Source organism: Thermostichus sp. OS-CIW-30 (assembly GCF_054060215.1).
In genome coordinates this window covers 22,730-48,212 of sequence record NZ_JBSSCZ010000006.1, presented here as the reverse complement: position 1 = coordinate 48,212, position 25,483 = coordinate 22,730, and the positions used below count along the sequence as shown (strand labels likewise).

The 25,483-nt window shown below is 57.4% G+C and carries 24 protein-coding genes and 1 pseudogene; 13 read left to right on the top strand and 12 right to left on the bottom strand.

Annotated features, from left to right (window positions below; genetic code table 11):
- Positions 1–121 precede the first annotated feature (121 nt).
- Together psbV and psbV2 are read left to right on the top strand one after the other, a co-directional pair.
- Positions 122–664, top strand: coding sequence for a photosystem II cytochrome c-550 (gene psbV, locus ACVWZF_RS03685; RefSeq protein ID WP_457396398.1), 543 nt, complete (start codon positions 122–124; stop codon positions 662–664).
- A 26-nt stretch (positions 665–690) separates the two neighbouring features.
- Positions 691–1,161 (top strand): photosystem II cytochrome PsbV2, encoded by a 471-nt coding sequence (gene psbV2 / locus ACVWZF_RS03680; protein ID WP_238376794.1) that lies wholly within the window; start codon positions 691–693, stop codon positions 1,159–1,161.
- Here the strand turns inward: psbV2 and ACVWZF_RS03675 are convergent.
- The 3 genes from ACVWZF_RS03675 to hpf all read right to left on the bottom strand — a co-directional run bounded on the left by ACVWZF_RS03675 (position 1,133) and on the right by hpf (position 3,786).
- A complete protein-coding gene (locus tag ACVWZF_RS03675; protein WP_011434099.1) occupies positions 1,133–2,326 on the bottom strand; it encodes an RNA-guided endonuclease InsQ/TnpB family protein in 1,194 nt (397 codons plus the stop codon). The genes psbV2 and ACVWZF_RS03675 overlap by 29 nt on opposite strands.
- Positions 2,327–2,460: 134 nt before the next feature.
- Positions 2,461–3,201: an urease accessory protein UreF gene (locus tag ACVWZF_RS03670; RefSeq protein WP_148202769.1), complete on the bottom strand. Its 741-nt coding sequence runs from the start codon at positions 3,199–3,201 to the stop codon at positions 2,461–2,463.
- A gap of 12 nt (positions 3,202–3,213) precedes the next feature.
- Positions 3,214–3,786: a ribosome hibernation-promoting factor, HPF/YfiA family gene (gene hpf / locus ACVWZF_RS03665; RefSeq protein ID WP_011434101.1), complete on the bottom strand. Its 573-nt coding sequence runs from the start codon at positions 3,784–3,786 to the stop codon at positions 3,214–3,216.
- A gap of 945 nt (positions 3,787–4,731) precedes the next feature.
- Here hpf and ACVWZF_RS03660 point away from each other — a divergent pair.
- The 4 genes from ACVWZF_RS03660 (at position 4,732) to ACVWZF_RS03645 (ending at position 7,811) form a co-directional block, all read left to right on the top strand.
- Positions 4,732–5,958 carry a methionine gamma-lyase family protein gene (locus ACVWZF_RS03660; protein ID WP_457410897.1) on the top strand — a complete coding sequence of 409 codons (1,227 nt, stop codon included), beginning with the start codon at positions 4,732–4,734 and terminating at the stop codon, positions 5,956–5,958.
- Positions 5,959–6,123: 165 nt separating this feature from the next.
- A complete protein-coding gene (locus ACVWZF_RS03655; protein WP_457410862.1) occupies positions 6,124–6,930 on the top strand; it encodes a PPC domain-containing protein in 807 nt (268 codons plus the stop codon).
- Between the two features lie 329 nt (positions 6,931–7,259).
- Entirely contained in the window at positions 7,260–7,466 is a 207-nt protein-coding gene (locus ACVWZF_RS03650) for a hypothetical protein (protein ID WP_238376795.1), read from the top strand.
- A gap of 27 nt (positions 7,467–7,493) precedes the next feature.
- Positions 7,494–7,811 (top strand): TMEM14 family protein, encoded by a 318-nt coding sequence (locus ACVWZF_RS03645; protein WP_457410861.1) that lies wholly within the window; start codon positions 7,494–7,496, stop codon positions 7,809–7,811.
- Here ACVWZF_RS03645 and hypA read toward each other — a convergent pair.
- From hypA to argJ, 3 genes and pseudogenes are all read right to left on the bottom strand, one after another.
- The gene (hypA, locus tag ACVWZF_RS03640) at positions 7,808–8,206 is read right to left on the bottom strand and encodes a hydrogenase maturation nickel metallochaperone HypA (protein WP_011434106.1); all 399 of its coding nucleotides are present in this window, start codon (positions 8,204–8,206) and stop codon (positions 7,808–7,810) included. The two genes, ACVWZF_RS03645 and hypA, sit on opposite strands and share 4 nt — an antisense overlap.
- 3 nt (positions 8,207–8,209) lie before the next feature.
- A pseudogene (locus ACVWZF_RS03635) lies at positions 8,210–8,734 on the bottom strand (arginase family protein); the annotation flags it as partial.
- 130 nt (positions 8,735–8,864) lie between these two features.
- Positions 8,865–10,082, bottom strand: a complete 1,218-nt coding sequence (argJ, locus tag ACVWZF_RS03630) for a bifunctional glutamate N-acetyltransferase/amino-acid acetyltransferase ArgJ (protein ID WP_457410896.1) — start codon at positions 10,080–10,082, stop codon at positions 8,865–8,867.
- A gap of 196 nt (positions 10,083–10,278) precedes the next feature.
- On the opposite strand from argJ, the gene ACVWZF_RS03625 reads away from it, so the two are divergent.
- Positions 10,279–11,097, top strand: a complete 819-nt coding sequence (locus tag ACVWZF_RS03625; RefSeq protein ID WP_011434108.1) for an ABC transporter ATP-binding protein — start codon at positions 10,279–10,281, stop codon at positions 11,095–11,097.
- Positions 11,098–11,358: 261 nt separating this feature from the next.
- Positions 11,359–12,156 carry an ABC transporter permease gene (locus tag ACVWZF_RS03620; RefSeq protein WP_011434109.1) on the top strand — a complete coding sequence of 266 codons (798 nt, stop codon included), beginning with the start codon at positions 11,359–11,361 and terminating at the stop codon, positions 12,154–12,156.
- A gap of 258 nt (positions 12,157–12,414) precedes the next feature.
- On the opposite strand, the gene ACVWZF_RS03615 is transcribed toward ACVWZF_RS03620, so the two are convergent.
- Positions 12,415–13,422: a phosphate ABC transporter substrate-binding protein gene (locus ACVWZF_RS03615; protein ID WP_011434110.1), complete on the bottom strand. Its 1,008-nt coding sequence runs from the start codon at positions 13,420–13,422 to the stop codon at positions 12,415–12,417.
- Between the two features lie 103 nt (positions 13,423–13,525).
- Positions 13,526–15,586 (bottom strand): ribonuclease catalytic domain-containing protein, encoded by a 2,061-nt coding sequence (locus ACVWZF_RS03610; RefSeq protein ID WP_011434111.1) that lies wholly within the window; start codon positions 15,584–15,586, stop codon positions 13,526–13,528.
- Positions 15,587–16,103: 517 nt separating this feature from the next.
- Here ACVWZF_RS03610 and ACVWZF_RS03605 point away from each other — a divergent pair.
- Positions 16,104–16,742, top strand: coding sequence for a response regulator transcription factor (locus ACVWZF_RS03605; protein WP_011434112.1), 639 nt, complete (start codon positions 16,104–16,106; stop codon positions 16,740–16,742).
- A 411-nt stretch (positions 16,743–17,153) separates the two neighbouring features.
- Here ACVWZF_RS03605 and ACVWZF_RS03600 read toward each other — a convergent pair whose 3' ends face one another.
- Complete coding sequence (locus ACVWZF_RS03600; RefSeq protein WP_011434114.1) at positions 17,154–18,035, bottom strand: LysR family transcriptional regulator; 882 nt, start codon at positions 18,033–18,035, stop codon at positions 17,154–17,156.
- A 174-nt stretch (positions 18,036–18,209) separates the two neighbouring features.
- On the opposite strand from ACVWZF_RS03600, the gene ACVWZF_RS03595 reads away from it, so the two are divergent.
- Complete coding sequence (locus ACVWZF_RS03595; protein ID WP_011434115.1) at positions 18,210–18,674, top strand: hypothetical protein; 465 nt, start codon at positions 18,210–18,212, stop codon at positions 18,672–18,674.
- An 18-nt stretch (positions 18,675–18,692) separates the two neighbouring features.
- Here ACVWZF_RS03595 and ACVWZF_RS03590 read toward each other — a convergent pair whose 3' ends face one another.
- Complete coding sequence (locus tag ACVWZF_RS03590; protein ID WP_457410860.1) at positions 18,693–19,910, bottom strand: RNA-guided endonuclease InsQ/TnpB family protein; 1,218 nt, start codon at positions 19,908–19,910, stop codon at positions 18,693–18,695.
- A 112-nt stretch (positions 19,911–20,022) separates the two neighbouring features.
- Between ACVWZF_RS03590 and deoC the strand changes: the two genes are divergently transcribed.
- From deoC to rpaB, 3 genes are all read left to right on the top strand, one after another.
- Positions 20,023–20,718, top strand: coding sequence for a deoxyribose-phosphate aldolase (gene deoC / locus ACVWZF_RS03585; RefSeq protein ID WP_457410858.1), 696 nt, complete (start codon positions 20,023–20,025; stop codon positions 20,716–20,718).
- Positions 20,715–21,572, top strand: a complete 858-nt coding sequence (recO, locus tag ACVWZF_RS03580; RefSeq protein ID WP_457410856.1) for a DNA repair protein RecO — start codon at positions 20,715–20,717, stop codon at positions 21,570–21,572. Before deoC ends, recO begins: the two co-directional genes overlap by 4 nt.
- A gap of 462 nt (positions 21,573–22,034) precedes the next feature.
- On the top strand, positions 22,035–22,775 hold the full coding sequence (rpaB, locus tag ACVWZF_RS03575; protein ID WP_011434119.1) for a response regulator transcription factor RpaB: 741 nt from the start codon (positions 22,035–22,037) through the stop codon (positions 22,773–22,775).
- Here the strand turns inward: rpaB and ACVWZF_RS03570 are convergent.
- Positions 22,748–24,568 carry a tetratricopeptide repeat protein gene (locus ACVWZF_RS03570; RefSeq protein WP_457410854.1) on the bottom strand — a complete coding sequence of 607 codons (1,821 nt, stop codon included), beginning with the start codon at positions 24,566–24,568 and terminating at the stop codon, positions 22,748–22,750. The two genes, rpaB and ACVWZF_RS03570, sit on opposite strands and share 28 nt — an antisense overlap.
- 138 nt (positions 24,569–24,706) lie before the next feature.
- Positions 24,707–24,907, bottom strand: coding sequence for a DUF2811 domain-containing protein (locus ACVWZF_RS03565; protein WP_041436785.1), 201 nt, complete (start codon positions 24,905–24,907; stop codon positions 24,707–24,709).
- Positions 24,908–25,483: the final 576 nt, after the last annotated feature.

Genomic DNA, 25,483 nt, shown 5'->3' with positions numbered 1-25,483 from the left:
GAAACTATCCCGGATCCCATCTGCAAATGATCTCTTAATGGTCTATTCTTGATCCTGTTGTCGGGTTTGTGGCTGGAGTGGAGCCCACCTCTCCTCTTTCTAGGCTGATCTACGGAGAACCATGTTTAGCAAAGCTTTTTCTTTTCAGAAGGTGTTTGCGCCAGCGCGTCGTCGGTTGCTTGTCCTGCTGTTGGCTGCGTTGATGGCTGGGTTTGGCTGGGGTCTGGCTCCAGTGTTTGCAGCTAAGGATATTCCTGCAGTGGCTCTGTCGCCAACTGAGTCTATTACCTTTACCGAAGCCCAGTTGGCCAAAGGGAAGAAGCTATTCAAAACCGCATGCGCCCAGTGCCATGTGGGCGGCCAGACCTATCCCAACCCGGATGTGAGCTTGAAGCTTTCGGATCTGGAGGGGGCAACTCCCCCACGGGATAATGTGCTGGCGATTGTGGATTACATCAAGAATCCGGTCACCTATGACGGGGTGGAGTCTCTGTTGGAGTATCACCCCAACACCCAGCTCACCAGTGAGTATCCACGTCTGCGCAACCTCACCGACGAGGATCTGAAGCTGATTGCGGGCTACATTCTGGTGCAGGCCAAGACCGTTCCCGGCTGGGGTGGTACCAAGAGCGAAAGCCACAGCGACCTATCAGCCTATCTCTAATGCCGCATCTGGATCAGAAGTTGCCTATGAGATGGCGGATCCCGTCTCGCCTCTGGGCCTGGGTCGGGATCCTAGCTTTGTTGTGGCTGGGGCTGGCCAGTCCGGTGGCTGCCCGCATTGATCCTTACGTGAACCAGTATTTGCGGGTGAGTGGCCCTGTGGAATTGCCTCTAGATGCCGCAGGGCATACCCTCACCTTTACCCCAGAGCAGCTCACGGACGGCAAAAATCGTTTTCAGTCCGCCTGTTTGAATTGTCATGTGGGCGGTGCCACTTTGCCGGCTCCCAACATTTCCCTCTCTTTGAAGGACTTGCGCGGTGCCACTCCACCCCGAGATACCCTTCAAGCCTTGATGGAGTACCAGCGGGATCCCCGCAGCTACGATGGCTCGGATTCCAGCTATGGATGCCGACCTGTACCCCCTTCCTGGATGGACGACGAAGCCGTAAACTACCCGGCTCCGACCGCTAAGCGGTACGGAGCGGGCTTTCAGTAGCCCTGAGCCTGTTCTGCTCTACCAGAGAACAAAACAGGCCCGAACCTCTAGGCTGGTTTACGGCAGCCCCCAAGAGCGCAATCACATTCGCACCATTCAAATCCGCATCCCCTTCCCATCCACAGTGCCCACACTTGAACGACTTGCCACTGCGGTAGGATTGCGCAGGGTCGGGATGGATATGCAAACACCGGTGGCAGGTCTGCGACGTGTAGGCAGGCGGCACAAGAATCAGAGAAACCCCTGCAACCCTCGCCTTGTACTCCAGAAACTGACGTAGTTGGTAGAACGCCCAACTGTTGGTCCTACGCCGCTCGGCTTTGCTGCGTGGCTGTTGATTGACCCTTTCCCGGATCCCTGTCAGGTCTTCCAGAGCAATAGCGCTGTTGGTAGCTTTTGCCCTAGAGACAATAGCTTTGGAGATGCGATGATTGACCCACACTTGAAAGCGTCTCTCCTTTCCAGACAGCCGTTGCAACAGTTGACGGCATCTGCGCCGCGAACTGCGTGTGCCCTTACTGGCTTTGCGTTGGAGTACCGCCCTCAGTCGGGAGTAGTGGTCTCGGACTCTGTTCAACTGCTGTCCATTCCAGTTGTCCCCCTCTGACGTATGGGCAATATCCGTCCTCCCCAAGTCCACCCCGATCACCTTGTCGGTATCTTGTTGCTTGGGTGGCTTTTTCTCTACGCAAATCTGGATATAGTAGGAGCCATCTTTGCGCTTGACCAGGGTGGCAGATTTGGGGTTGGAACCAGCCAGCATCCCACGCTGGTAGTTGCCAATGGCCAGTTCAAAGCGTTCTCTCCCTTCAACCGTGGTCAGCGACACCGTCCAGTCTTTTTGACGGAACGAAAAGATGCGAGCGTCGTAGGTAACAAAGCCGCTCTTAAACTCCTTGACGGGACGCTTTTTCTGCTTAGCCACTTTGCGGGAACCCGCTACCCGTCTGCACACCTGTTGAGCCAAGTTACTGGACAAGCCAAACCGGGCTCGAATCTCGTAGTAGCAAAGGGATTGCAGTTTGACCGCGTTGACGATCTTCTCCGGCGTGTTCTGGTTGACCCAGTTCAAGGCTTGGCCAAAAGCCTCCAAAGTCGCGTCCAATTTGGCGGCTTGTGACTGGGACGCCTTGAGCTTACAGGAGACGGTCAGGACTTGGCTCATAAGTTCATTGTACTTCATCAAAGCGCATTCCTCCCGGCAGTGACCCTACGGGTACAGTGCGGGGCTCCTGCGATTTCTAGCTGAACTCCCCTCTCCCTCTGGGAGAAGGGTTTAGGGGTGAGGGTTGACGGCTTTCAAGATTGAAAAAGGCGGGAATAGAGCTGTTGGTGGACTTGACAATCGCGTTCTTGTAGGAGGGTGAAGCTGCCCAAAGCCGGCCAGCTGGGGGAGAGGTTTGGCCTTTCGGCCCGCTTCACAACCGGCAGGATCTCTTGGTGTACCACTGCCTCGATGGGCTCGTACAACTGAGCCAATAGGCTTTGCCCCTCGGTATGCCCCAAAGGTACCAGACGCACCGCTGCCGAGACCAGCCCAGTGAGGGAGGAGAACAAGAAGGCACGCAGGGTATCTTCCAACCCAATGCCCGCCTGAGCGCAGATCCAGCCAAACACCACGGAATGATGCAGTGGATCCCCCTCTGCCTTGGGGACAGAGATTCCCCAGGTGCGTTCTGCCAGTTGAGCTAGGCGTTTCCCCAAATCTAGGCTGGCTTGGCGCGGCTCTGCCGCCCAACGGGTTGCTTGCAGCTGTTGCTGCAGCTTCTCCACTCCCGACTCGGATCCCAATCGGGATAGACGATGGGCCAAGGCACAGGCTCTGCCCTCGGTGGGGGCTAAGCCCATGTGCAAAACCCCCAACAGGTACTGCTGCACCCCAGCCCGATCGCGAAGTTGACCCGCTTGAACGGCAGCTTCCAAGCCCCAGGAGTGGGAATAAGCCCCAATCGGCAGGGCAGAATCGGTGAGCTGTAGCAACAGATAGAAAGTGCCGCTGGATCCTGGAGAAGTAAGTTGGGAGGAGAGCTCACCACGCATCTTCACCAAGCCTTAGCGGGGGCGGATCAGGCCATAGCCGCCATGGTTGCGGACGTAGATAACGTTGATCTCGCCATTTTCGATATTGCGGAAAACGTAGAAGTCGTGATCCACCAGCTCCAACTGGTGCAACGCTTCCTGAACCGTCATGGGTGGCATGGCGAAGTATTTGGTGCGCACCACCTCTGCGGGTAACTCCGCTTGCCGTTCCGTATTTAGCGGATCGGTGACGGGCTGCTGGGCCACTGCCACGGAGGTTTTGGGGGTGTGGCGGACGCGGTGAATGCCGTTCCGTTCTTTGTATTTGCGCAACTTGCGGGCCAGCTTGTCGGCCACACGGTCGATGCTGGCATAGAGGTTTTCGCTGCTTTCTTCCGCCCGGATCACGGTGCCATTGGCGTAGACGGTCACTTCGGCAGATTGGCTGGCACTGATACGGGGGTTGCGGGCTACCGATAGATTGACATCAACCTCACTGGTGATCTGGGCAAAATGACTGACAGCACGCTCAATTTTTTCTTGAACGTAGCTGCGGATGGCGTCGGTAATCTCGACGTTTTTCCCTTGGATCACAAGCTTAGTCATGAGGACTCTCCCAGTCATGTCGGTTTATACCTGAGATAGCGCCTCATCCCCACCTGGGATCCCTCTAACTCTGGAAAGCGATCCCAGCTCACAGGCGACGTCAGCCCTTTAATTGGCAAAAATGGAGCCCTGTCATCAAGGGTGAGCAGATCGGCTTTGGGAGTGGCACTAACCTCTTGGGTTAAGTCTAGGTTAACATCTCGCTCAAGGATCTCTGCCAGAGGTTAAGAATAAATTTAGGCTCTCTTAATGTTTCAGAGATGTTGAATTCCAGATTTTCCCGAATCGCAGGAGCTCTGTAGAGAAGCGGGATCCCCGCCCTGCAAGACATGCACTTCTATTGGCTGTGTTGAGTGTCTTTGGGAAAGGTTTTTTAGAGTTTAAGTTGCAAGTTCCTCAGTCAAAAGCCAAATCTATCATCAAACCCATAGACAGATCTAGCCTGCTAAAAATCTTCCTGAGCTGGATTCTGAGTTGGTTAAACAATGTCTCTAACTCTGACCTGTTTTTGAGAGACTAAACGTGGGCCGTATTGCCCATAAGCTCGGCAATCCAGATGCTTCAGCTTTCCTCCAGGGTATGTTGGTATTATCCTACAGCCTAGCAGCATCTTGATTGGATAGCCATTGACAGCAAAAATGAAGGGATATTGATATAAATTAAGCTTTTTATCGATTTTTTATCAATATGAGGCTTTCGACTTGAGAGATGGTGTTGTTGTCGGTATTAGCTTTGACAAGCCTGTTGTTCACTGTTCCATGCTGTAAGGTTTCTATCGGAGAGCTACATAAGTACATAAGAACTTGGAACTCGGTTCTGCCGCTGCAGTCACCTTGAGGAGCGGTGGGGAGAAGGCCAACTCTTTCCGGGGTGGCTGAAATGCTACCCTCGAAACCAGCTTGGTGTGCAAAAGGTGGGGCAGACTGGGTGGGCGGAGGGATCCCGTTGAAGGCGGCAGAGCTTTTAGACAGAGCAGAAGAGGCTCTACAGGAGCAGTTTCAGGCGGTGGAGAAGACCCTCAGAGAGAACCTGGCGCGGGTGCTGCGGGCCTTTCGCGACCAGCGGGTGGGATCCCATCACTTTGCCGGGGTGTCGGGGTATGGCCACGACGACCAGGGGCGGCAGGTTTTGGATCGGGTGTTTGCCCAGATTATGGGCTGTGAGGCAGCAGTGGTGCGGCTGCAGATGGTGTCTGGTACCCATGCCATTGCCTGTGCTTTGTTTGGGGTGCTGCGTCCGGGGGATGAGCTGCTGGCGATTACCGGCCCCCCTTACGACACCCTTGAGGAGGTTATCGGCCTGCGGGGTTCCGGGCGGGGATCCCTACGGGAGTTCGGCATCGGTTACCGCCAGTTGGATTTGCGGGAGGGAACTGTCGATTGGCAGGCCCTGAAAACCGCCCTCAGACCGCAAACCCGCTTGGTTCACATTCAGCGCTCCTGCGGCTACGATTGGCGGCCCAGCTTTTCCATTGCCCAGATTGCCGAGATGATCCAAATGGTCAAAGCGCAAAACCCCGAAGTTGTGGTTTTTGTGGACAATTGCTACGGCGAATTTGTGGAAACCCAGGAGCCAACCCATGTGGGCGCAGATCTGATTGCCGGATCCCTGATCAAAAATCCGGGGGGCACCCTCGTTCCCGCAGGGGGCTATGTGGCCGGGCGGGCAGAGCTGGTGGAGCAAGCCGCTTGTCGGTTAACGGCTCCGGGCATTGGTTCGGAGGGGGGGGCAACTCTAGATCTCAACCGCCTTCTGTTTCAAGGCTTGTTCTTGGCCCCGCAGATGGTGGCCGAAGCGGTGAAGATCGCCCATCTGGCGGCGCAGGTGTTTTCTGATCTGGGCTACCCGGTCTCGCCTCTGCCTCAAGCTCCTCGCACCGATATCATCCAGGCCATTCAATTGGGATCCCCGCAAAAGCTGCAGGCCTTTTGCCACGCCATTCAAAACAGTTCTCCTGTGGATTCCTACCTCACCCCAGTTCCGGAGGTGATGCCCGGTTATGCAGACCCGGTGGTGATGGCAGCAGGCACCTTTATTGCCGGGAGCAGTGCAGAACTCTCTGCCGATGGGCCGATGCGGGATCCCTACACCGTCTACTTGCAGGGGGGAACCCATCTCTACCATGGGCGGCTGGCCCTAGAAGCCGTCTTGCAAGCTTGGGAGGCCCTGTAGACCAGTATGCTCTCGGCTGGAAAAGCAAGGAAGGGGCAGGCCAACAACCTCAAAACTCAGCATGAAGTTCGGCAGAAGTTGTCGTCTCTGGCCAACTTTTCGCTCAATCAATCAGGGGGTAGGATCAGTCTACAGTTGCCATTCTTTAGAAAGGGATCCCTTTTGATGCTGAGCTTGTACCGTTCTTGCGTGTCTCCTCGCCGTTGGGGATCCCGTTTGACTCTGGCTCTGGTGGCATTGGGGTTGGCCGGCGGCTGTCGGCTGCTGGATCGGGTGGGAGAGAGAGGCTTGCCGGTGGGATCTGCGCTGACCCGTTCTGCTCTGTGGAGAGGCAGCCAAACCGTGGCGGGAGCGCTGGAGGTGGGAGATCAAGTCAGCCGACAGTACGGCAGCTTTTGGGATGGGATCCCCGTCACCGCTGAGCCGGGACAGATTTTGATTGCGGCCCTAGAGAGCGAAGATTTTGATGCTTATCTGGAGCTGGTGGACGGTCAAGGGCGGGTGATTGGCTTTGACGATGACTCTGGCCTGGATGTGAATGCCCTGTTGGCAGTGCGTCTGCCGGAGGGAGGCACCTATACCCTGCGGGCCACCAGCTTTGAGCCGGAATCCACCGGCAACTACCGGCTCACCTATATCCTCACCCAGGTAGATTGGCAGGAAAGCCTATCGGGCCGTCTGCAGGAGGGATCCCTTCAGCATCCCGAGGATGGCAGTTGGATGGACGAATATCCCATTGCCGCCCGCGCCGGCCAGATCCTGATCGCTTCCATGACCAGCTCCGATTTCGATGCCTTTTTGCAGCTGCTGGATCCCAGTGGAGAAGTCAGGGCTTGGGATGATGACCAAGGGGGTGGAACCGATGCTCTGATGATTGCCTTTCTGCCCCGCACCGGCACTTATACCCTGCGGGCCAACACCCATAAGCCACGAGAAGAAGGAGCCTATAGGTTACAGTACGCCTTGCGCTAGCCCCTGCTCGCCCAGATTCCCTGTCTTACAGCTTGGATAAGGGGGCTTGTGAACCTTCTGATGCTGATGTCGAGATTTTGACAGGAATCATCGTTTTTTAACGCCTAATGTTGATATATGTCAGGAGTTGCCAGTTTACCTTCCTAAGATCCTCACAAAGCCAGAAGGGGCACTGCTTGCTGAGCTTTGTGGGAAAGCATAACATCTTATCCTAAGTTGTGACGGAGTTGAAATATTGTCCTCGGGGATGAGGTCTTTTTTCTAGAATCGAATCGATGGCCTAGACCATTCTTTTGCAGTTCAGCCCCTATCTCCACAAAATGGATGCCATGACTCCTGAAATGGTACGCCAGTTTTGGTCTTTGGTCAGCGAGATTGGCAGGCCAGATTGGCTCACAAAGCGTGACGATGACTTGGTGAACCTGCTTCTGAGCGCCTGTCAGAAAAAACACGCCCTCAGCAGTGTCGATGCCTCAATTCTCAATCGCTACATCAGCATTCGCTTGCCCTTGATTCGCGATATCCTCGTGGATTAAACCTAGAGAGGACAAGGTTTTCCCATCATGCTGGCCGCACAAATCACCTTGCTGGTCTACGGGGCACTGCTTTTGGTGGGCGGAGCAATCGGCTATAGCAAAGGCAAAAGCTCCAAGTCTCCCATCGGGGGGCTGGTTGGGGCCGCCCTCAGCGGAGTCAGCTATGGGCTGCTGGGGGTGGATCCCCGCTGGGGGCTGGGCTTGGGCCTGGGGACGACAGTGCTGGGATCTATCGTATTCGCCCTGCGCTACCGCAAAACCCGAACGTTAATGCCTGCCGGCTTGATGTTCATCCTCAGCTTGGGAGCGGCTGTCCTTCTGGGACTTAGCTTTGGAGCGGCCTAGGCGACTTCTGGTTGCGCCGGTGGGGTGAAGTTTGTTGAACATTCGATGTAGTCAATTTCGATGTAGTCAATTTTCAGCTCTCGGCCCGAGCGAATCTCTTCCATCGGGGATCCACAGTTGGGGCAAGCATAGCGCCGGCCTATTTCTGGCTTGTATTCTTGGCCGCAGGGATGGCAATAGGCAATGAGCGGCGTTTCCCGGATGACCAACTGGGATCCCTGTAGGAAAGTACCCTGGGTTTGTGCAGCATAGGCAAAGGTTAGGCTGGCCGGCTCTACACAGGTGAACTGTCCTACCACCAGGTGCACCCGAGCGATCTGAGGCTGTCCCGGCTGACTTTGCCACCAGTCACGTAGTGTTTGGATCAAGGCGCGGGTCATGTCGGTCTCGTGCATCTCTTACCTCCAGTCGCCGGCCATTTCTGGCGTCGCCTCCGGGTGGATGTAGGCGGGCTTCTCTCGGCGCGGCAGCTGCCCAGATACCACCAAATGGGCCAGCGTATCGCAAATAACTCGGGTGGCCATTAGAGCTGTGATATCGCTAATGTCGTAGGGGGGAGAGACTTCCACCACCTCCAGGCCACAGATCGGTGCTTCCCGCACAATGCGCTTGAGCAAGTAGAGCGCTTCCCGCGGCAGCAGCCCACCCGGCTCTGGCCAGCCTGTACCGGGTACAAAGCCGGCATCGATGCAGTCGATATCGAAGCTGATGTACACACAATCGGTGCCGTCTAGGGCTTTTTCGAGGGCGAAATCGGCGGCTGCATCCAAGCCCATTTCGGTGATGTCGGTAACGGTGAGGATGTGGGTGGCCCGCTCCCGGCACACCTTCACCCCTTGCCGTGGCACTTGCCAGCCGCCAATGCCCAGTTGCACCAGGTTGTGGGCCGGTGCGTTGCGGATGTTGGTGGCATGAAACCAAGGCTAAGCCTCGACTCACCTCTTGCTGCCAACCGGATAGGGAAAGCCTCGCTTCCTTGGCCAGAGCCGCTTGGGCTTCGGTAGAAAAGCCGTTATTTGCGTTCGATTCGGTGGTCATGGTTGGGATCCCCCGTTAGGTGGTGTATTCGGCGTTGATGCGCACGTAATCGTAGCTGAGATCGCAGCCCCAGGCCACGCCCTGGCCGGATCCCTGATGGAGATCCACGGTAAAGGTCACCGGATCCCCTTTCAAGTACTCAGAGGCTGCCTTGCGATCGAAAGCCAGGGGCATTCCCGCCTGCATGAGCAGAAAATCCCCCAGACGAATATCCAACCGGCGGCTGTCAAAAGGGATCCCGGCTCGGCCGGCGGCGGCTGCCACCCGTCCCCAGTTGGGATCGTTGCCAAAAGCTGCCGCCTTCACCAAGGGAGAGCTGGCGATCACACGGGCCATATGCCGGGCTGCCCCATCATCCACAGCCCCACACACCCGAATTTCCAGCAGCTTGGTAGCTCCTTCCCCATCGCGGGCAATGGCCTTAGCCAGATGAATGCAAACTTGGTTGACCATCTCCGCCAAAGTCTGGGCAGCTTCTGTGCCGGCTTGCAGGGTTGGGATCCCACTTTGGCCGTTGGCCAGAGCCAAGAGCATGTCGTTGGTGCTGGTATCCCCATCCACCGTGATTTGGTTAAAGCTGAGGTCGGCAGCTTGCTTGAGGATCTGCTGCCACAGGCGGGGATCCACAGCCGCGTCGCAGGTTAAAAAAGCCAGCATCGTGGCCAAGTTGGGGTGGATCATGCCGGATCCCTTGGCAATGCCCCCGACCCTGACGGTGTACCCGTCGATCTCGGCCTGCAGGGCAACGCTTTTGGTCACCAAGTCGGTGGTGATGATGGCGCGGGCGGCGCTCTCCCCCCCCTCTGGAGAGAGGCTGTCGATAAGGCCAGGCAGGGCTGCTTGGATTTTCGGCATTTCCAGTTGTCGCCCGATGACCCCTGTGGAGGCCGTGAGCACCTGATGGGCCGGGATCCCCAACCGTTCTCCCACCCAGAGGGCCAGTTGGGCATTGTTGCGCTCCCCTTCTTCGCCGGTACAGGCATTGGCTTGCCCGGCATTGCAGAGGATGGCCCGCACCGGCTGCTGTTGGGCGAGGATCCCTTGGTTGTAGGTGACACAGGCTGCTTTGACCTGATTGGTGGTAAAAACGCCTGCCCCAACCGCATCGCACTCGGAAACGATCAAAGCCAGATCCGCAGCTCCTGAGGGCTTGAGGCCAGCGGCCACTCCAGCGGCTCGAAATCCTCGCGGGGCTGTAACAGCACCTGCAACCGGTTTAAATAGGGATCCCATGTGTTCCTTGGCCAGAGGGTGGTCGGCAACATCATACCGACTTGCTGCTCCGATTTGGGTCATCGCAAGCTTTCCGTGAGAAACTCTCTGGAAACCGGTTCTGAGGGAAAGAGTTGTAGTTACGCCTACCAAGCAGAGGCGGCAGAGAGGGTTATTTTGAAAGTGTGTGCTTCCTCTGCTCCGGGAGTTGCCAGCCATGCCCACCCCTGTCATCACCCTCAACCATGTCAGCAAGGTCTATTCCAATGGCACGGTGGCTTTGCAGGACATGAATATGACCATCCAAGAAGGGCAGTTCGTTAGCTTGGTGGGGCCATCCGGCTGTGGGAAAAGCACAGTGCTACGGTTGGTGGCAGGTCTGGGGCATCTGACCACAGGCTTTATCGAATGGGGGCAAAATCTTGAGAAGGATGCTCTCCAAGGGGAACCCAAGTTGGCCTTTGTGTTTCAGGAACCGGCCCTTATGCCTTGGGCAACGGTGATGGACAATGTGCGTCTGCCCTTGAAGTTGGCAGGTGAGCCCAAGCCAAAAGCCGATCGAGATGTCTTGGAAGCTCTGCAACTGGTGGGCCTGCGGGGGTTTGAGCGCAGTTTTCCCCGCGAGCTATCGGGCGGCATGCGCATGCGGGTTTCCATTGCTCGCGCCCTGGTAACCAAGCCGCAGGTGTTGCTGATGGATGAACCCTTCGGAGCTCTGGATGAAATCACCCGCAGCAAGTTGAACAGCGACCTGTTGGAGCTGTGGCAAGAAAAGCGCTGGACGGTGATCTTTGTTACCCACAACATTTACGAGGCCGTCTACCTGTCCAACCGCGTGGTGGTGATGGCGGCTCGCCCAGGGCGGGTGATAGCCGATATTCCCATCGATGCGCCCTATCCCCGCTCGGAAGACTTTCGCACCTCTTCCCTTTACAACAACTACTGCCGTGAAGTGTCGGCCCGTCTGCACGAGGCCATGCACGGCTCAGCTCAGGATCCTTATTTGCGCCCCCTCTCTGCCGGACGTTTGCGCTGACGGGATCCCTTGCTTGACAGTGCTCCCTTGACTCTCTATTGCGTATCTCAACTTCACGATATGTTCGACCCGTTTGTCCACCTTCTCGAGCCATGGCGCCGTTGGCTGGGATCCCTTGTTGGCTTGGGGGAGAGCTGGCCTCTCCATTGGCCAGATTGGTCTCTGCCCAAGCTGACCGGCGCGGTTGAAGAAAAGCTCAGACCCCAACCCACGGATGAGGCAGACATACCGAGTGCCGGCTCAGGGGTGCCCGCGAAGGGGTTGAATCTGGGCCGTTGGTTCAACCTGGAAGTGATTGCCCCCGTCCTCGTCGGGATCCTCTTCTTGGTGGGCTGGGAAGTGGCGGTGCGGGTAACGGGAGTGCCCCACTACCTCTTGCCGGGGCCGATTTTGGTGGTGCAAACCCTCATCCGCGACTGGGGAACGCTTTTTCCTTCCCTGTTGATCACTGTGCAAATTACGGTGGTGGCCTTTTTGGCTGCCACAGTGTCGGGGCTTTTGGTCGCGATTGTGTTCACCCAGAGCAAGTGGATTGAGCGCAGCTTTTTCCCCTATGCGGTGATTTTACAGACGATGCCCATTGTCTCCATCGCCCCGCTGATCATCATTTGGCTGCGCAACAACACCTTTGCCGCGATGGTGGTGTGCGCCTGGATTGTGGCTTTTTTCCCGATTCTTTCCAACACCACTCTGGGGCTGAACAGCGTCGATCACAACCTGCTCAACCTGTTCCAACTGTACAAGGCCAACCGCTGGCAAACGTTGATCTACTTGCGGCTGCCCAGTGCCATGCCCTATTTCATGGGGGGCCTGCGCATCAGCGGTGGCCTCTCTTTGATTGGGGCGGTGGTGGCGGAGTTTGTTGCCGGTACCGGTGGGCAACGGGCCGGGATTGCTTACCAGATCTTGATCTCCAGCTTCAACCTGCAGGTGCCCCGCATGTTTGCGGCCTTGATCTTGGTCACCGGCTTGGGGATCCTGATCTTCATTTCCTTGAGTGCTCTATCCGACAGGGTGTTGGGCAAGTGGCATGAGAGCGCTGTGCGCCGAGAGAACTGAAAAATTGAACTTTGGTGAAAATTAGGGCCCCCTCTCTAACATCTAGGGTCATTTGGATTCAAACTAGGACGCTGCACCCACCCCTAAAACGTTGAACGCACGTGGCCAAAGGCTTTTCTCAATAGCTCAGGCGCCTTACTCTAACCTGAAACGACTAAGTGCCTTGAATAGGAGCAGGTGGAAGGCGTCTTCTGGAAAAGCCCAGAGATATCGCTGCGCTTGCTGTCGGCGGCTATCTCAGATGCTATTTTTGGGTTGCTATCGGAGGGGGATGAACTCAGTGCGGCCAATGATTTGCTGGCCTTGATCCGAAAGAGCATAGTTGATGAAGTCGGCCACCACAGGGCTGGTTCTTTGAGGTGCCACCAAAAACACAGTCCGCGCCAAGGGGTAGCTGCCCCTCTGGATGGCCTCACGGGTGGGCATCTGGCCGTCGATGGGCACAATCCGCACCGTTTGCTGGTTTTGCACCTGATCGACAGTGCTGTAGGTGATGCCATCTTCTCCCAAAGCCCGCAGCAGCGGGGTGGTGACATCTTCTGTGGCGGTGGTGAAGTAGGGAGGGTTATCGGGAGCAAAGGGCGACCCCAATAACACCAGCTCTTGGAAAACGCTGTAGGTGCCGCTCTGGGGGGCGCGATTGAGGACCCGAATCCGCCGATCCGGGCCGCCCACCTGGCTCCAATTGGTGATCCGACCCTGGAAGATATCGGCCAATTGCTGCAGCGTCAGTCCTCCTTTGTAGGGGTTGTTCACCCCCACCGCCACCGCCAGGGCATCTTTGGCCACCGGGATCGCCTGTAGACCCGCCTGCACTTCGCTGGCATTGAGGGGGCGGGAGCTAGCGGCCATCTGGATGCGACCTTCCATCAGGGCCTTCAGGCCGGCATTGGATCCATTGGGCTTGCCATCCGGGATCCCATAGGCGAGGGGAATGCCGGGGTTGCGCTGGGTGTAGCCTCCCTTCAGGGCCAAGACGAGCCGGATCATCGTGACGCTGCCATCCATCTGGAGCACTGCTGGGTTGGGCAGAGAAGTATCCAGATTAACGGCGTTGGCAGGCGGGTTGGGTACCTGGGCCTGAGGGGGGTTGGGCGCTGTTGGGGCTTGGGGCTGGGCGACCGGGATCCCTGCTTGGGTGGGAGTGGAGCGATTGAGCAGCGAGTCCAACAGGCCGGAACGATAGGCATACCAGCCGCCGCCTCCCAGTATCGCGAACAAAAGAATGTAAACGATTGGAGGTGGGCCGGAAGGTCGTGCAGTCATGGGATCCCCCCTAAAGAAAATTCACGATCCAGACTTTTGAGACTCCCCCCTCTGTTGTATCAGCTATCCGCGCAGATTGGGTGAGCAGCAGGTTAAGGTGCATCTATCCGCACATGGCCGCCTCTCGTCCCACCTCGCGCAGCTCAATTACGTCCGCACGGGGATCCGCCTGCACAACTTCCAACTCGATCCAAGCCCCCAGAGGAATCTGGCGTTCTAGGCGCACCGGCACCCGAAAGGCGATCTCATCCAGCATGGCCAGCACCAAGTTTTCCTGCTCGCGCAGGTAGCCCAAGACCAAGGCCCGCCAAGTTTGCCCCGGTCGCAGGCGCAGGTATTCGATGCTCCAATAGCGCTTGGATTTCCGCTCCACCTGGTTGGCCTCAGCGGTGCCCGGCTCAATCCCCAGCAGCAGCTGCTGCACATCCGCCTCCGTCAACGGCAAGGGATCCCCACGCAGGAAAGCCTTGATCTGGTAATGGGCCACCAAATCCAGGTAGCGCCGAATCGGGGAGGTAACCTGACAGTAGGCATCGAGACCCAGCCCCGTATGTCGCCCAGGTTGGGTGGCCACTTCCGCCCGCGATAGACAGCGCATGATGGCAAAAGACCGAACTGGCCCCTGGGGATACCTATCCAGCACTTCGGGTGGGGGTAAGTCGGGAGCCGGCTGCAGACGATAGGGCACCGGGATCCCATTTTGGCTGGCGAAGCGAGCCGCCACCTCGCCGGTGAGCACCATCATTTCCGCCACCATCTGCCGCGCAGGAGTATCCTCGATTACCCGGAGGTGGGGGATCTCGTCGATGACCTTGATATCTTGCTCCGGCAGGCCGATCTGAATGGCCCCCTGAGCCATGCGCCACCCATAACGCCACTGGGCTGCCCGGGCAATGGCTGTCAGTTGAGCCTCTGCCCCCAACTCCAACATTTCATCGGCATCTTCGTAGGTGAGGCGGTAGGTGACTTTGATCTGGCTGAGGCAAATTTCGGAATCCCGGATCTGGCCGTCGGATCCCAGTAGAATGCCAAAGCTAAGGGCAGGCCGCACCTCTCCCTGCACCAAGCTCATCGGGCCGGTGGACAACTCCGGTGGGAACATCGGGATCACCCGCTCCGGCAAATAGACGCTGGTGCCACGCTTGCGGGCTTCCAAATCGAGGGGATCCCCCCACTGCACCCAACAACTGGGATCAGCGATGTGGATCCAGAGCTTCACCGCGTCATCCGACCAGAACTCGACGCTGAGGGCATCGTCAATGTCGCGGGTGCTGGCATCATCGATGGTGTAGGTGTGGAGGTGGGTGAGATCCTGCCGCAGGTGGGGATCCCAGAAAGAGGGAGGCTGGCTGAGCAGGGCTTGGGTGTATCGCTCCACCGCCTTCGGGAACTGGGTTGGGATCCCGGTGAGGCGCAGGGCCAGGTTCTCGTGGCGGCTCCACAGGCCCAGGGCCACCAAAGCTTCAAAAGCCCCCTGCGGAGTGTCAGGAAACCCCATCAGCTCCAGTAGTTGCGAGGCCCGTTCCCGATCCGACGGGTTGAGATTGGAAGAGAGATCCTCGTGGCTGCGAATGGCTGCTGCTGCTCCCTGCAGGGCCAGGCGCTCCAGCAACTCCAAACGGGCCCGTTCGGCAGGAGTCCAGGGATACCCTTGACCGGGATGAGCCAGAGCCTCCCGCAGGTGGGCCTCAAACTCTGCTTGTTCCTGCTGCCGTTGTTGGGCGACGGCCATTTGATGGAGGATCTCCTTCACCTGAGCCGGAGTGCGGGGTTCGTAGCTTTCCCCCTTTTGCTTGAAGTAGGTGCGATCCTCGCTCAAGAGGCGGTAGGCGGCATAGGTGGAGACCGGGGAATCATCAGAAAACAACAGCTGAGCCATTTCGGCCAAGCTCAGAGACCGCCGCTCCTCCTGCACCAGTTCCCAGGCCAGCGCCAAGCTTTCGGGATCCAACTTTGCTTGCACCGCCTGCCAAAAGCCGGGAATGTCGGAAGCCGTGAAGCTGGATCCCCCGTTCAAAGCAAAGGTAATCTGGCGAGGGTGAACACTGTGAACCTGCCCAGAAGGCACCCCCAGCAGTAGGTTCTTCTTGCCCTCGGTGCCCTGAACCACTGCCAACACACGGTCGTTATTGTAACGAAACTCCACCAGTGTGCCCTTTTCCACCCGTTCTCCCCATGTCGGCTGTCGTTAAAGCGCAGGCTTTCTTCCATTCTCCATCAGCTCTGCCCGCCTGCCTACGTGGAAACCCCGGCCAGAAGACATACGGACACTATGAACAGGTAGCAGATGTCAGATACATGGGTACTTAAGCATATAGATATATGACATATAGATGAGATACGGGTTCTCAGGTAGATTACGGCTATGTATTGGGTACTGCGAGTCTCAAGCAGAGGCCAGCTCTGCCAAGTTCCTGGGATGAGGTTACCAACTGAAGTCCCTAAATTGCGTAGAGATACTATTGCCAACGTTTCCCAAGTATGTGCTTCCACTTCCATGTGTGATATCCTAGAGACTAGGGGTAAGGCACAGTTATCACGGACTGCTGCCTGATCTAGCGAACAAGAATCGGGCACTTACGGATTGTTTTCCTGCGGTGAAGATCCTCAAAGCAGGAGGGGTTGTGTTTTTTCCCTAGAGCTTCTTAGCACTCAACTTTTTAGCACTCAAAAGGTGAGCTGTGGACAACCCGAAGCGACTGTTGCTCATCGATGACGATCCGAACTTAATCCTGCTGGCCAAGGACTACCTAGAGTTTCGCGGCTACGAAGTGGTGGCGGCAAGCAACGGTCTGGAGGGGTTGGAAGCGATGCGCCATTTCACTCCAGACCTGATCATCTGCGATGTGATGATGCCGGAGATGGATGGCTATACCTTTGTGGAAACCATTCGCTCCAACAGTGCTACAGACTGGATACCTGTGATTTTTCTGTCGGCGCGTGGGCAGACGGCGGATCGGGTGCGCGGCCTGACCACAGGGGCAGATGTTTACATGGTCAAGCCCTTTGAGCCGGAAGAATTGGTGGCGCAGGTGGAATCTTCTCTCAAACATACCGAGCGCCTGTTACAAGTGCAGAATGTGGGCATTCAGCCGGTCATAAAACTGGATCGGGAAATTGAGCTGACGCCAACAGAAACCAAGGTGATCCAGTACGTGGCCAGGGGCCTGTCCAACCGCGAGATTGCCGAAGTTCTTGGGGTGAGCCAGCGCACCGTTGAAAGCCACGTCAGCAACATGCTGGGCAAAACCGGCCTGCACAACCGCACAGAACTGGCCCGCTGGGCAATAGAAAGTGGTTTGGGCAAAAAACCGTTGTAATTCCCGCCACCCCTTTCAACGGCTGGAGAACTCTATCTCCTCGGCGCGATTGGAGATAGGGTAGTGATCGCACTTGAAGGGCAAGGTAACTGGGGTGGGCAAGTCTTTTCAAAAATTGGCGGGGGAGGATCTGCTGGCCTTGCCCCAACGTACATTGGCCGCCGATTTTCACTGCGTTACCCAAAAACTGGGTCTAAAGCCCCGTCCTTCCAGGACAGTTTTTGCCCTAATGATATAGACCTGCAATGAAATAAACCCATGCTGGTCAGGGAAGCCAAACTCCTCAACGCCGCTCCAGCGCCATACCAAGCCTTGGATGAGGCCCTGCCCAGTTTGTCCGCAACCAATGCTTGCGTCACTGGATGGATGAGCGTGGTGTCAACAAAGCTGCCTTGTACTCCCGATGCAATGTTAACTTGGCAACTGGGATGGGTTTCCCCGCAAGGCTTCCAGGAAGGCAAATACTGCAGGCGGGTGCAGCGCAGAGGCCAGAACGGCAGCCCCGATCACCCGCTCCAGTGGGATCGGCAGCCGGCGGATCTGGATCCCTTCGGGAATGGGAATGGCGGCCAAGCGGGGCAAGATGGCAGCCCCCAGACCCTGTGCCACCATGTTCACAATGGTGGAGTCTTCCTTCACCAAGTAGGCCACCTTGAGGGTTTGGTGAGCGGCTTCCCAGTGGTTCCGCACCGCGGTGGTGCATTCGGCGTAGTTGTAGAGAATGTAGGAAAAACGGGAAAGATCCTCCCAGGTCAGGGTTTCCGGCAGGGGCCCAAAACTCAGCGGAACCAACACAATGAACTCATCGCGGGCAATCTCCCACGTCTGGAGATCCTCACCAGCCCGCGGCAGAGGCAATAGACCAATATCCACCTGGCCCGATCGCAACAGATGTTCAACAGTGGCCGGATCTTCCTCTGTAAGGGTGAGGGTAATCTGGGGAAATTGTTGGCGGAAGCGGGCGATCACCGGCGGCAGCAAATGGGTTGCAGCACTGCGAAAAGCGGCAACTCGCACATTTCCCCCCCGCAACCCTTTTTCCAGGTTGGCCTCATAATCCATTTGTTCCCGCAGTTGCAGCATTTTGCGAACATGGCGCAGCAGTCGCTCCCCCACCGGCGTCAGGCGCGCCCCAAAGCGACCGCGCACCAGTAGAGTCACCCCCAATTCTTCCTCTAGGCTGGCAATGGCCCGGCTCACCGCCGACTGGGAAATGTGCAATTGCAGAGCGGCATCGCTGAAATTTCCCCGCTCCACCACAGCCACCAGGGTTTGCAGTTGCGAGATGTTCATGGATCCCATCTATTCGATCTGCGCATAGATGTGATGCTATCTCAGGTTTGAACCCTCCGCCGCACCTGACTAAACTACGACATAGCTTCCCCTTCACACTGCGAAACAGCGGGAAACAGTGTGAAAACCTCTTTATCTTCCTGTCGTTGGTCAAGTGTCCCTATGTCGAGATCCATGTTTGCCCTGCTGCCATTCCATCAATTTCGAGATACTCCCGGCGTGCGTTTTTTTGACATCACGGTTGCGCGATCCAACGCCCGCGATTTGGTTTACCACGATGGGCCGGCCATCAGTCCCCCCAATAATCCTCAGGGCTATTGGCAGTTTTATATGCATCCACACCAAGAGGACAACCTACTGGCTCTATGGGGCGGACGGACGTTTTACCTGGTGAATTTTAGCTGGAGGGATCCCTTCCATATTGTGCGCCTGGAAGCGAACCGAGGCATTTTGCGCATTCCTCCCGGCACTTTTCACCGTTCCGTCTCCAATCCAGAGGGATCCATCGTATTGAACCAGGCGGTGCGCGACGAAAAAGCCATCTTGGAAAAAGAATTTCGCATCTACGACAGCAGCCGCATCCCCCGATTGCTGCAGGTGACCTCGGCGCCTGCACCTTTGCCCCGCATTTGTGCGTAAACTACCCGACTCCGACCGCTAAGCGGTACGGAGCGGGCTTTCAGTAGCCCTGAGCCTGCTCTGCCCTACCAGAGAACAAAACAGGCCCGAACCTCTAGGCTGGTTTACGACAGCCCCCAAGAGCGCAATCACATTCGCACCATTCAAATCCGCATCCCCTTCCCATCCACAGTGCCCACACTTGAACGACTTACCACTGCGGTAGGATTGCGCAGGATCGGGATGGATGTGTAAACACTTGTGACAGGTCTGCGACGTGTAAGCAGGCGGCACAAGAATCAGAGAAACCCCTGCAACCCTCGCCTTGTACTCCAGAAACTGACGTAGTTGGTAGAACGCCCAACTGTTGGCCCTGCGCCTTTCGGTTTTGCTGCGGGGTTGTTGATTGACCCTTTCCCGTATCCCTGTCAAGTCTTCCAGGGCAATAGCGCTGTTTGTGGTCTTTGCCCTAGAGACAATAGCTTTGGAGATGCGATGATTGACCCACGTTTTTGCTACGCAACGCTGACGCGACTGAAAGCGTCTCTCCTTGCCAGACAGCCGTTGCAACAGTTGACGGCATCTGCGCCGCGAACTGCGTGTGCCCTTACTGGCTTTGCGTTGGAGTGCCGCCCTCAGCTTGGAGTAGTGGTCTCGGATTCGGTTCAACTGCTGTCCATTCCAGTTATCCCCTTCTGACGTATGGGCAATATCTGTCCTTCCCAAGTCCACCCCCAGCACTCTACCCGTGCGTTGCGGTGGGGATGGCTCCGCTTCCACACAGATTTGAATGGAGTAGGAGCCGTCTTTACGCTTGACCAGAGTGGCAGATTTGGGATTGGAGCCCGCCAGCCGTTCTCTCTGGTAGCGGCCAATCGCCAGCTCAAAGCGCTCCCGACCCTCCACCGTGGTCAGCGACACCGTCCAGTCTTTCTCGCGGAACGAAAAGATACGAGCGTCGTAGGTAGCGAAGCCACCCTTGAACGCTTTGACGGGGCGGTTTTTCTGTTGGGCAACTTTACGGGCGCCGGCCAGCCGCCTGCAGACCTGCTGAGCCAAGTTACTGGATAAGCCGAACCGGGCACGGATTTCGCGGTAGCACAGAGACTGGAGCTTAACGGCGTTGGCGACTTTCTCGGGTGTGTTTTGGTTGACCCAGTTCAAGGCTTGGCCAAAAGCCTCCAAAGTCGCGTCCAATTTGGCGGCTTGCGACTGGGACACCTTGAGCTTGCAGGATACGGTCAGGACTTGGGTCATAGTTCTATTGTAACCTCGCATTCCTCCCGGCACTGACCCTACGGGTACAGTGCGGGGCTCCTGCGATTTCTAGCTGAAGCTAGAGTAAAGATGGGTGCTGGGGGATCGACCAATGCTCTCTCTGGAGCGCAAGGGCATAGCGGATAGCTCGCTCAATTTGGCGGAGTACATCGACCATACTCTGCTGTTGCCGATGGTTACTCCAGAACAGATTGACGAGGGGTGTGAGATTGCCTTGCGCTATGGCTTCCCCACTTTTTGTGTTCCTCCTTGCTACGTGCCGCGGGTGGTGGAGCGGCTGCATGGATCCCCGGTCAAGGTGAGCACGGTGGTGGGGTTTCCCCTGGGCACAACCACTGCAGAGGCTAAGCTCTACGAGGCCCAACTGGCGGTGGAGCAGGGGTGCCGGGAGCTGGATGTCCGCATCAACTTGGCTTGGCTCAAGGCGGGAGAGCTGGATCGCCTCCATGCCGAGATTGCCCAACTGGTGGAAGAAACGGGGGTCTGCATCAAGGCCATTTTGGAAACGGCTCTGCTGACCGAGGAGGAGAAAAAGCTGGCCGGGGAGATTTGTATCGATGCGGGGGCGGCTTTTCTGATGACCTCCACTGGCTGGATGGGGGGGGCGACGCTGGCAGATGTGCAACTGTTGTGGCAACTCAGCCGCGGCAAAGTGGGGGTGAAAGCGTCGGGCGGCATTCGCACGGTGGCTCAAGCAGAGGCCATGATCCAGGCGGGGGCCAGCCGTATTGGCACCTCTTGGGGGCTGGAGCTGATGCAAGAGCTGCGAGCCAGAGGAACCCCATGAGTGGGCGCACCTATCGGGTTACGGGCATCAACCTCAAAGGGATCCCCCTGGGAGAGGCGGATCGGATTGTTACCATCTTGACTCGCGAGCAAGGGTTGATCCGGGCGGTGGCCAAGGGATCCCGTAAGCAGCCTTCCAAGCTGGGAGGGCGGATGGAGCCTTTTGTCATCAACGACTTGCTGATTGTGCGGGGGCGCTGGTCTGCCCAAGCAGATACCTCCCAGCGTTTACAGCGCATCGTCCAAGCGGAAACCCTCCAGACTTTTCCCCGCCTCAGCCGCAGCTTAGCCCATCTCACGGCAGCGCAGTATTTGGCGGAGGTGGCCTTGCTGTTGGCCTTGCCCGATCAAGCCCAGGAAGAGCTGTTTGTGGTGTTGGTCGAACACTTGGAACGCATCGAGCGGGCTGCTTCGGAACAGGCCGTTCTGCCCTTGCTCACCCATGGGTTGTATCACCTCCTGGCGTTGGCAGGGTTTGCCCCTCAGGTACAAGCCTGCTACTTCTGTCAAGGGGGGTTGGTCGACGGCGTTTTTTTCAGCCCCCAATGGGGTGGCTTGATCTGTGATCCCTGCCGGGTGGCCCAGCGGCCCAGCCCAATTGCCTGGGTCTCCGCTTCTGCCTTACGTGCCTTGGGATCCCTGCCCAGCTCCACACTGCCTCTGCCGGAGGATTCCCTGCCTTTGGCTGCTTGGCTGGAGGCAGAACGTCTGTTGCGGCGTGTTTTGGAGCATCATACAGATCGAGAAATCCGTTCCGCCGAGCTATTGGCCAGTTGCTACGCTGTTCCCACCGCAAACGGCCAGGGATCCTCAGCTTTTCCTGAGGGACATCCCGAAAAATGGGCATCGGTCTGAAAAAGTTGTGAAGGTATGTATCAAGTCCGGCCCAATAGCCGCAAAATAGAGCATCGAGGCGGGTTGGCAGCCGATTTTGGATGATAAATTAGGTTATGGAAAGTAACTTCTTACGAAGGCCTCTCAGGTTTGAGCAATGGTTTGGGGGGAGGAGTGCCTTGCACCAGGTACTGGACAGCATAATCAGGTGGGATTGAAGTTGGAGCTTTTAACAAGATTGAATCGACTGCTGAGAGGGCCTTCTGCTTGGTGCTTGTTTCCCGGAGCTGCATCCCTGGGGTGCGGCTTTGGTTAATTGCAGATGATTGCTTGTGAGTGTTCAATTTCCTCGGTGAGTCTGCCCAACTGAGGAGCAGCCCCTGAGGTTCCTGCATCCGCCCAACTCAAGATAGCGCCCACCTTAGTTCTTTTTCAGATCTCTCTTTTACCGAGTACCGTTAGAAGTTCAGGAGTTGCAGCACCGTGGAAGCACAGCGTAAGGAACGGATTCTGGTGGTCGATGATGAGGCCAGCATTCGACGCATTTTGGAAACCCGTCTGTCCATGATCGGATACGACGTGGTCACAGCTTCGGACGGCGAGGAGGCGCTGGAGGTTTTCCACAAGCAGGATCCCGACCTGGTGGTGCTGGATGTGATGATGCCGAAGCTGGATGGCTATGGGGTCTGCCAGGAGCTGCGCAAAGAATCGGACATCCCCATCATCATGCTGACGGCGCTGGGAGATGTAGCCGACCGTATCACAGGGCTGGAGCTGGGGGCAGACGACTATGTGGTCAAGCCCTTTTCGCCCAAGGAGCTGGAAGCTCGCATTCGGTCGGTGTTGCGCCGGGTGGCGCGGTCGGCCCACGATGGGATCCCCAGTTCTGGGGTGATTCAAGTGGGGGATATTCGCATCGATACCAACAAGCGGCAGGTCTACAAACGGGACGAGCGCATTCGCCTGACGGGGATGGAGTTTAGTCTGCTGGAGTTGTTGGTCAGTCGGTCGGGGGAGCCTTTTTCCCGCTCCGAGATTTTGCAAGAGGTGTGGGGCTATACCCCGGAGCGCCATGTGGATACGCGGGTGGTGGATGTCCACATTTCGCGGCTGCGGGCCAAGCTGGAGGATGACCCCAGCAACCCAGAGCTGATCCTGACGGCCCGAGGCACCGGCTATCTATTTCAGCGCATCGTTCAGGGAGAGGAACAGGCACGGTCTTGAGAGGGGATCCCTCGCAACTTCTCTTCGAGGGCAACCTGGACTCGCCTCAGCACGCCAACCCAGTCTCCCGGTGTGTTTTGTCGAAACAAGCGCATCACCCCAGGGTACCAGGGGCTATCTTCTCGATGGAGGAGCCAGCGCCAATCGGCGGCAAAGGGCAGCAGCACCCATACCGGCTTGCCCATCGCCCCGGCCAAATGAGCAACGGCTGTATCAACGCTGATCACCAGATCCAACTGGGCAACGGCTGCGGCTGTATCGACAAAACTGCGGAAACGGGATCCCAGCTCCAACACTTGGTGCTGCTCCAATAGGGATCCCAGCGGCCTTAGATCTTCCCCCACCTGCAGGCTAACCCACTGGATGGAAGGCCCATGCAAGTGTTGGAGCAACAGATTCAGAGGGCAACTTTTCAGCCTTTGCACGCGGTTGAGCTCAGGATGGGCACGCCGACCGCTGGCCCACACCAGCCCCACCTTCATCCGCTCCTGGGAAAGCTCCGGCCAGTCTTCCCGCCAGGAGAGGCTCAAAGGGATCTGCGGCCCGCCGGCATGAACGGGATAGACAAGATAGGGGATGCGGGCCGGGATCGTCTCCAGGGTGGTACCCAACCGCTGTGGCAAGCTGAGCAAGGGCAGATGGCAATCGAAAGAGGGCAAGGGATCCGTTTCCGAGATCACCTGCACCTGGGGAAGGGGGAAGCACCCTCTGAACAGCTCCACGAGGGATCCCTGGCAGCGAAGGCAGATTTGCGCTTGGGGATGGGCCTCGGCCAGCAGCGGCAAGTAGCGCACAAACTGAATCGTGTCCCCCAACCCTTGTTCGGCGTAGATCAGCAGGGTCTGATGGCTCAGGGGGGATCCCGTCCACAGAGGCGAAAGAAAGCGCGGGTAGGCCGCCTCTTGTCGCTGCAGCCGCCATTCGTATTCCCGCCACCCCTCCTCGTAGCGGCCCAGGGTCAGCAAAGCCGTGCCCAGGTTGTAGTGGATCTCCGGCCAGTGGGGGGCCAGTTGTAAGCCGCGCCGATAGGCTTCAATGGCCGCTTCCAGCCGGTTTTGTTCTTGCAGGATGGTGCCCAAGTTGTTGTGGGGCTGGGCATCCCTCGGCAGCAGCAAGATGGCCCGTTGCAGACAATCGGCGGCCTCCTCCAAGCGATCTTGCAGGTGCAGGCAGTGGCCGAGGTTAACGAGAATTCGCCCCTCCTGGGGTGCAAGGGCGAGAGCTTGGCGAAACCAGCTTTCGGCTTCCTCAGCTTGGCCATCGAGCATCAGGGCATTCCCCAAAGCTGCCAAGGCATAGACCTGGGGAGGCTGGGCTGCTGCTGCCTGTTGCAACACCTCAATTGCCTGGGCCAATTTCCCCAGGGTGAGCCAACAACTGCCCAATCGGAAAAGCAATTGCCCATCACCGGGCGCAAAGGCCAGGCCCTGTTCGTAGGCTCGCGCCGCTTCCTCTGGGTTGCCAAGCTGCATCCAGGCATCGCCCAGATCCTGCCAGGCCGGCACCCAATCCCCCCGCAGGTGCAGAGCCAGTTGCAAGGGGGTCAAAGCTTGGCGGGGATCCCCCATCTGCAGATAAAGGGATCCCAGCAACGCCTGAGCAGCGAACAAACGCGGCTGGGTGCGGGTAAGCTGCCGGCAGAGGTGCAGAGCAGTCTTCAGATCCCCCGCCTGTCGGTAGCGTTGAACCCACGTCAGAGCCGCCTCTGGGGATGGGATCTCGGATCCCCGCTCTGGATTCTGTGACTTAGCCGCTTGCCGATTGTCTTTCCCTCGCCCAAAGCCCCGTGGCACGTCTTTGCCTCTTTTGAGATCCCTTTCACTTCTTAGCGCCCTCCCCCCAGTGTCCAAATGACAGCGGTGGGACAGGATCCCTACCCAGGCTAACAAAAGGTTCCCACTGCCCCGGTTTTCACGGGCCATCCTTGGGGCTCAGTTGCGGCGAAACAGGCTGTCCAAGTAGATGCGTGCCGCCCGCCGGTCGCTCTCCCCGCTTTGGAGCAGGAATAACGAGAGCGCTGCCGTCACCACCCGATCCTGATCCCAGTCGGGATGGCGGGAGAGGTAGTTTTGGAGGGTGTCATGCAGCTCCTCGGGAATTTCACTCAAAATGCTAACGCTGTGAGAACTCATAGTCCAACCACTCACTCGGGGTCAAGAGGGGAGAAAACGGCATCCCGCAAAACCTGCGGCCACAGCCAGAACTTGGGCAGCCCGAACAGAGCGAGCCCGCAACATCAAAACCCAACCTAGATAGGCCAAGAGCCTCAGCAGGCTCGCAAGCAGAAAAGCAAGCAATATAGGTTCATAGCTTGCCCCTATCCCGGCGGATGGGAGGGAGGGCATGCACAACTGTTCCTAAGCCTGTCGTGGGCCGTAGAACAGATGAAGTCTTTTCTTTCTAAGGAGAGCGCTCGGGAAAATCTCCACACCACTCGCCCTCAGGTGGGGCTATTCTGCCCTCTGCCCTATGGGGGATGTCAATCCCAAGTCAGGGATCCAACCGGACAAAAGCCTGCCATTGGCCTTGATGGGATGGGAAAAAATGGCGCGATCCCGTTACGTTTCTCAGGGTGTAGTCGCCTGAACCTTACCGACCTCAACTTTTCCACAGAAACCCCCGATGCCGCCCCCTGAGGGAAAGGCCCTGTGGAAAACAGCCCGCCCGCCTGTGGAAAGCCTGGGGAAAACCTGTGGATTTCCGGGAAA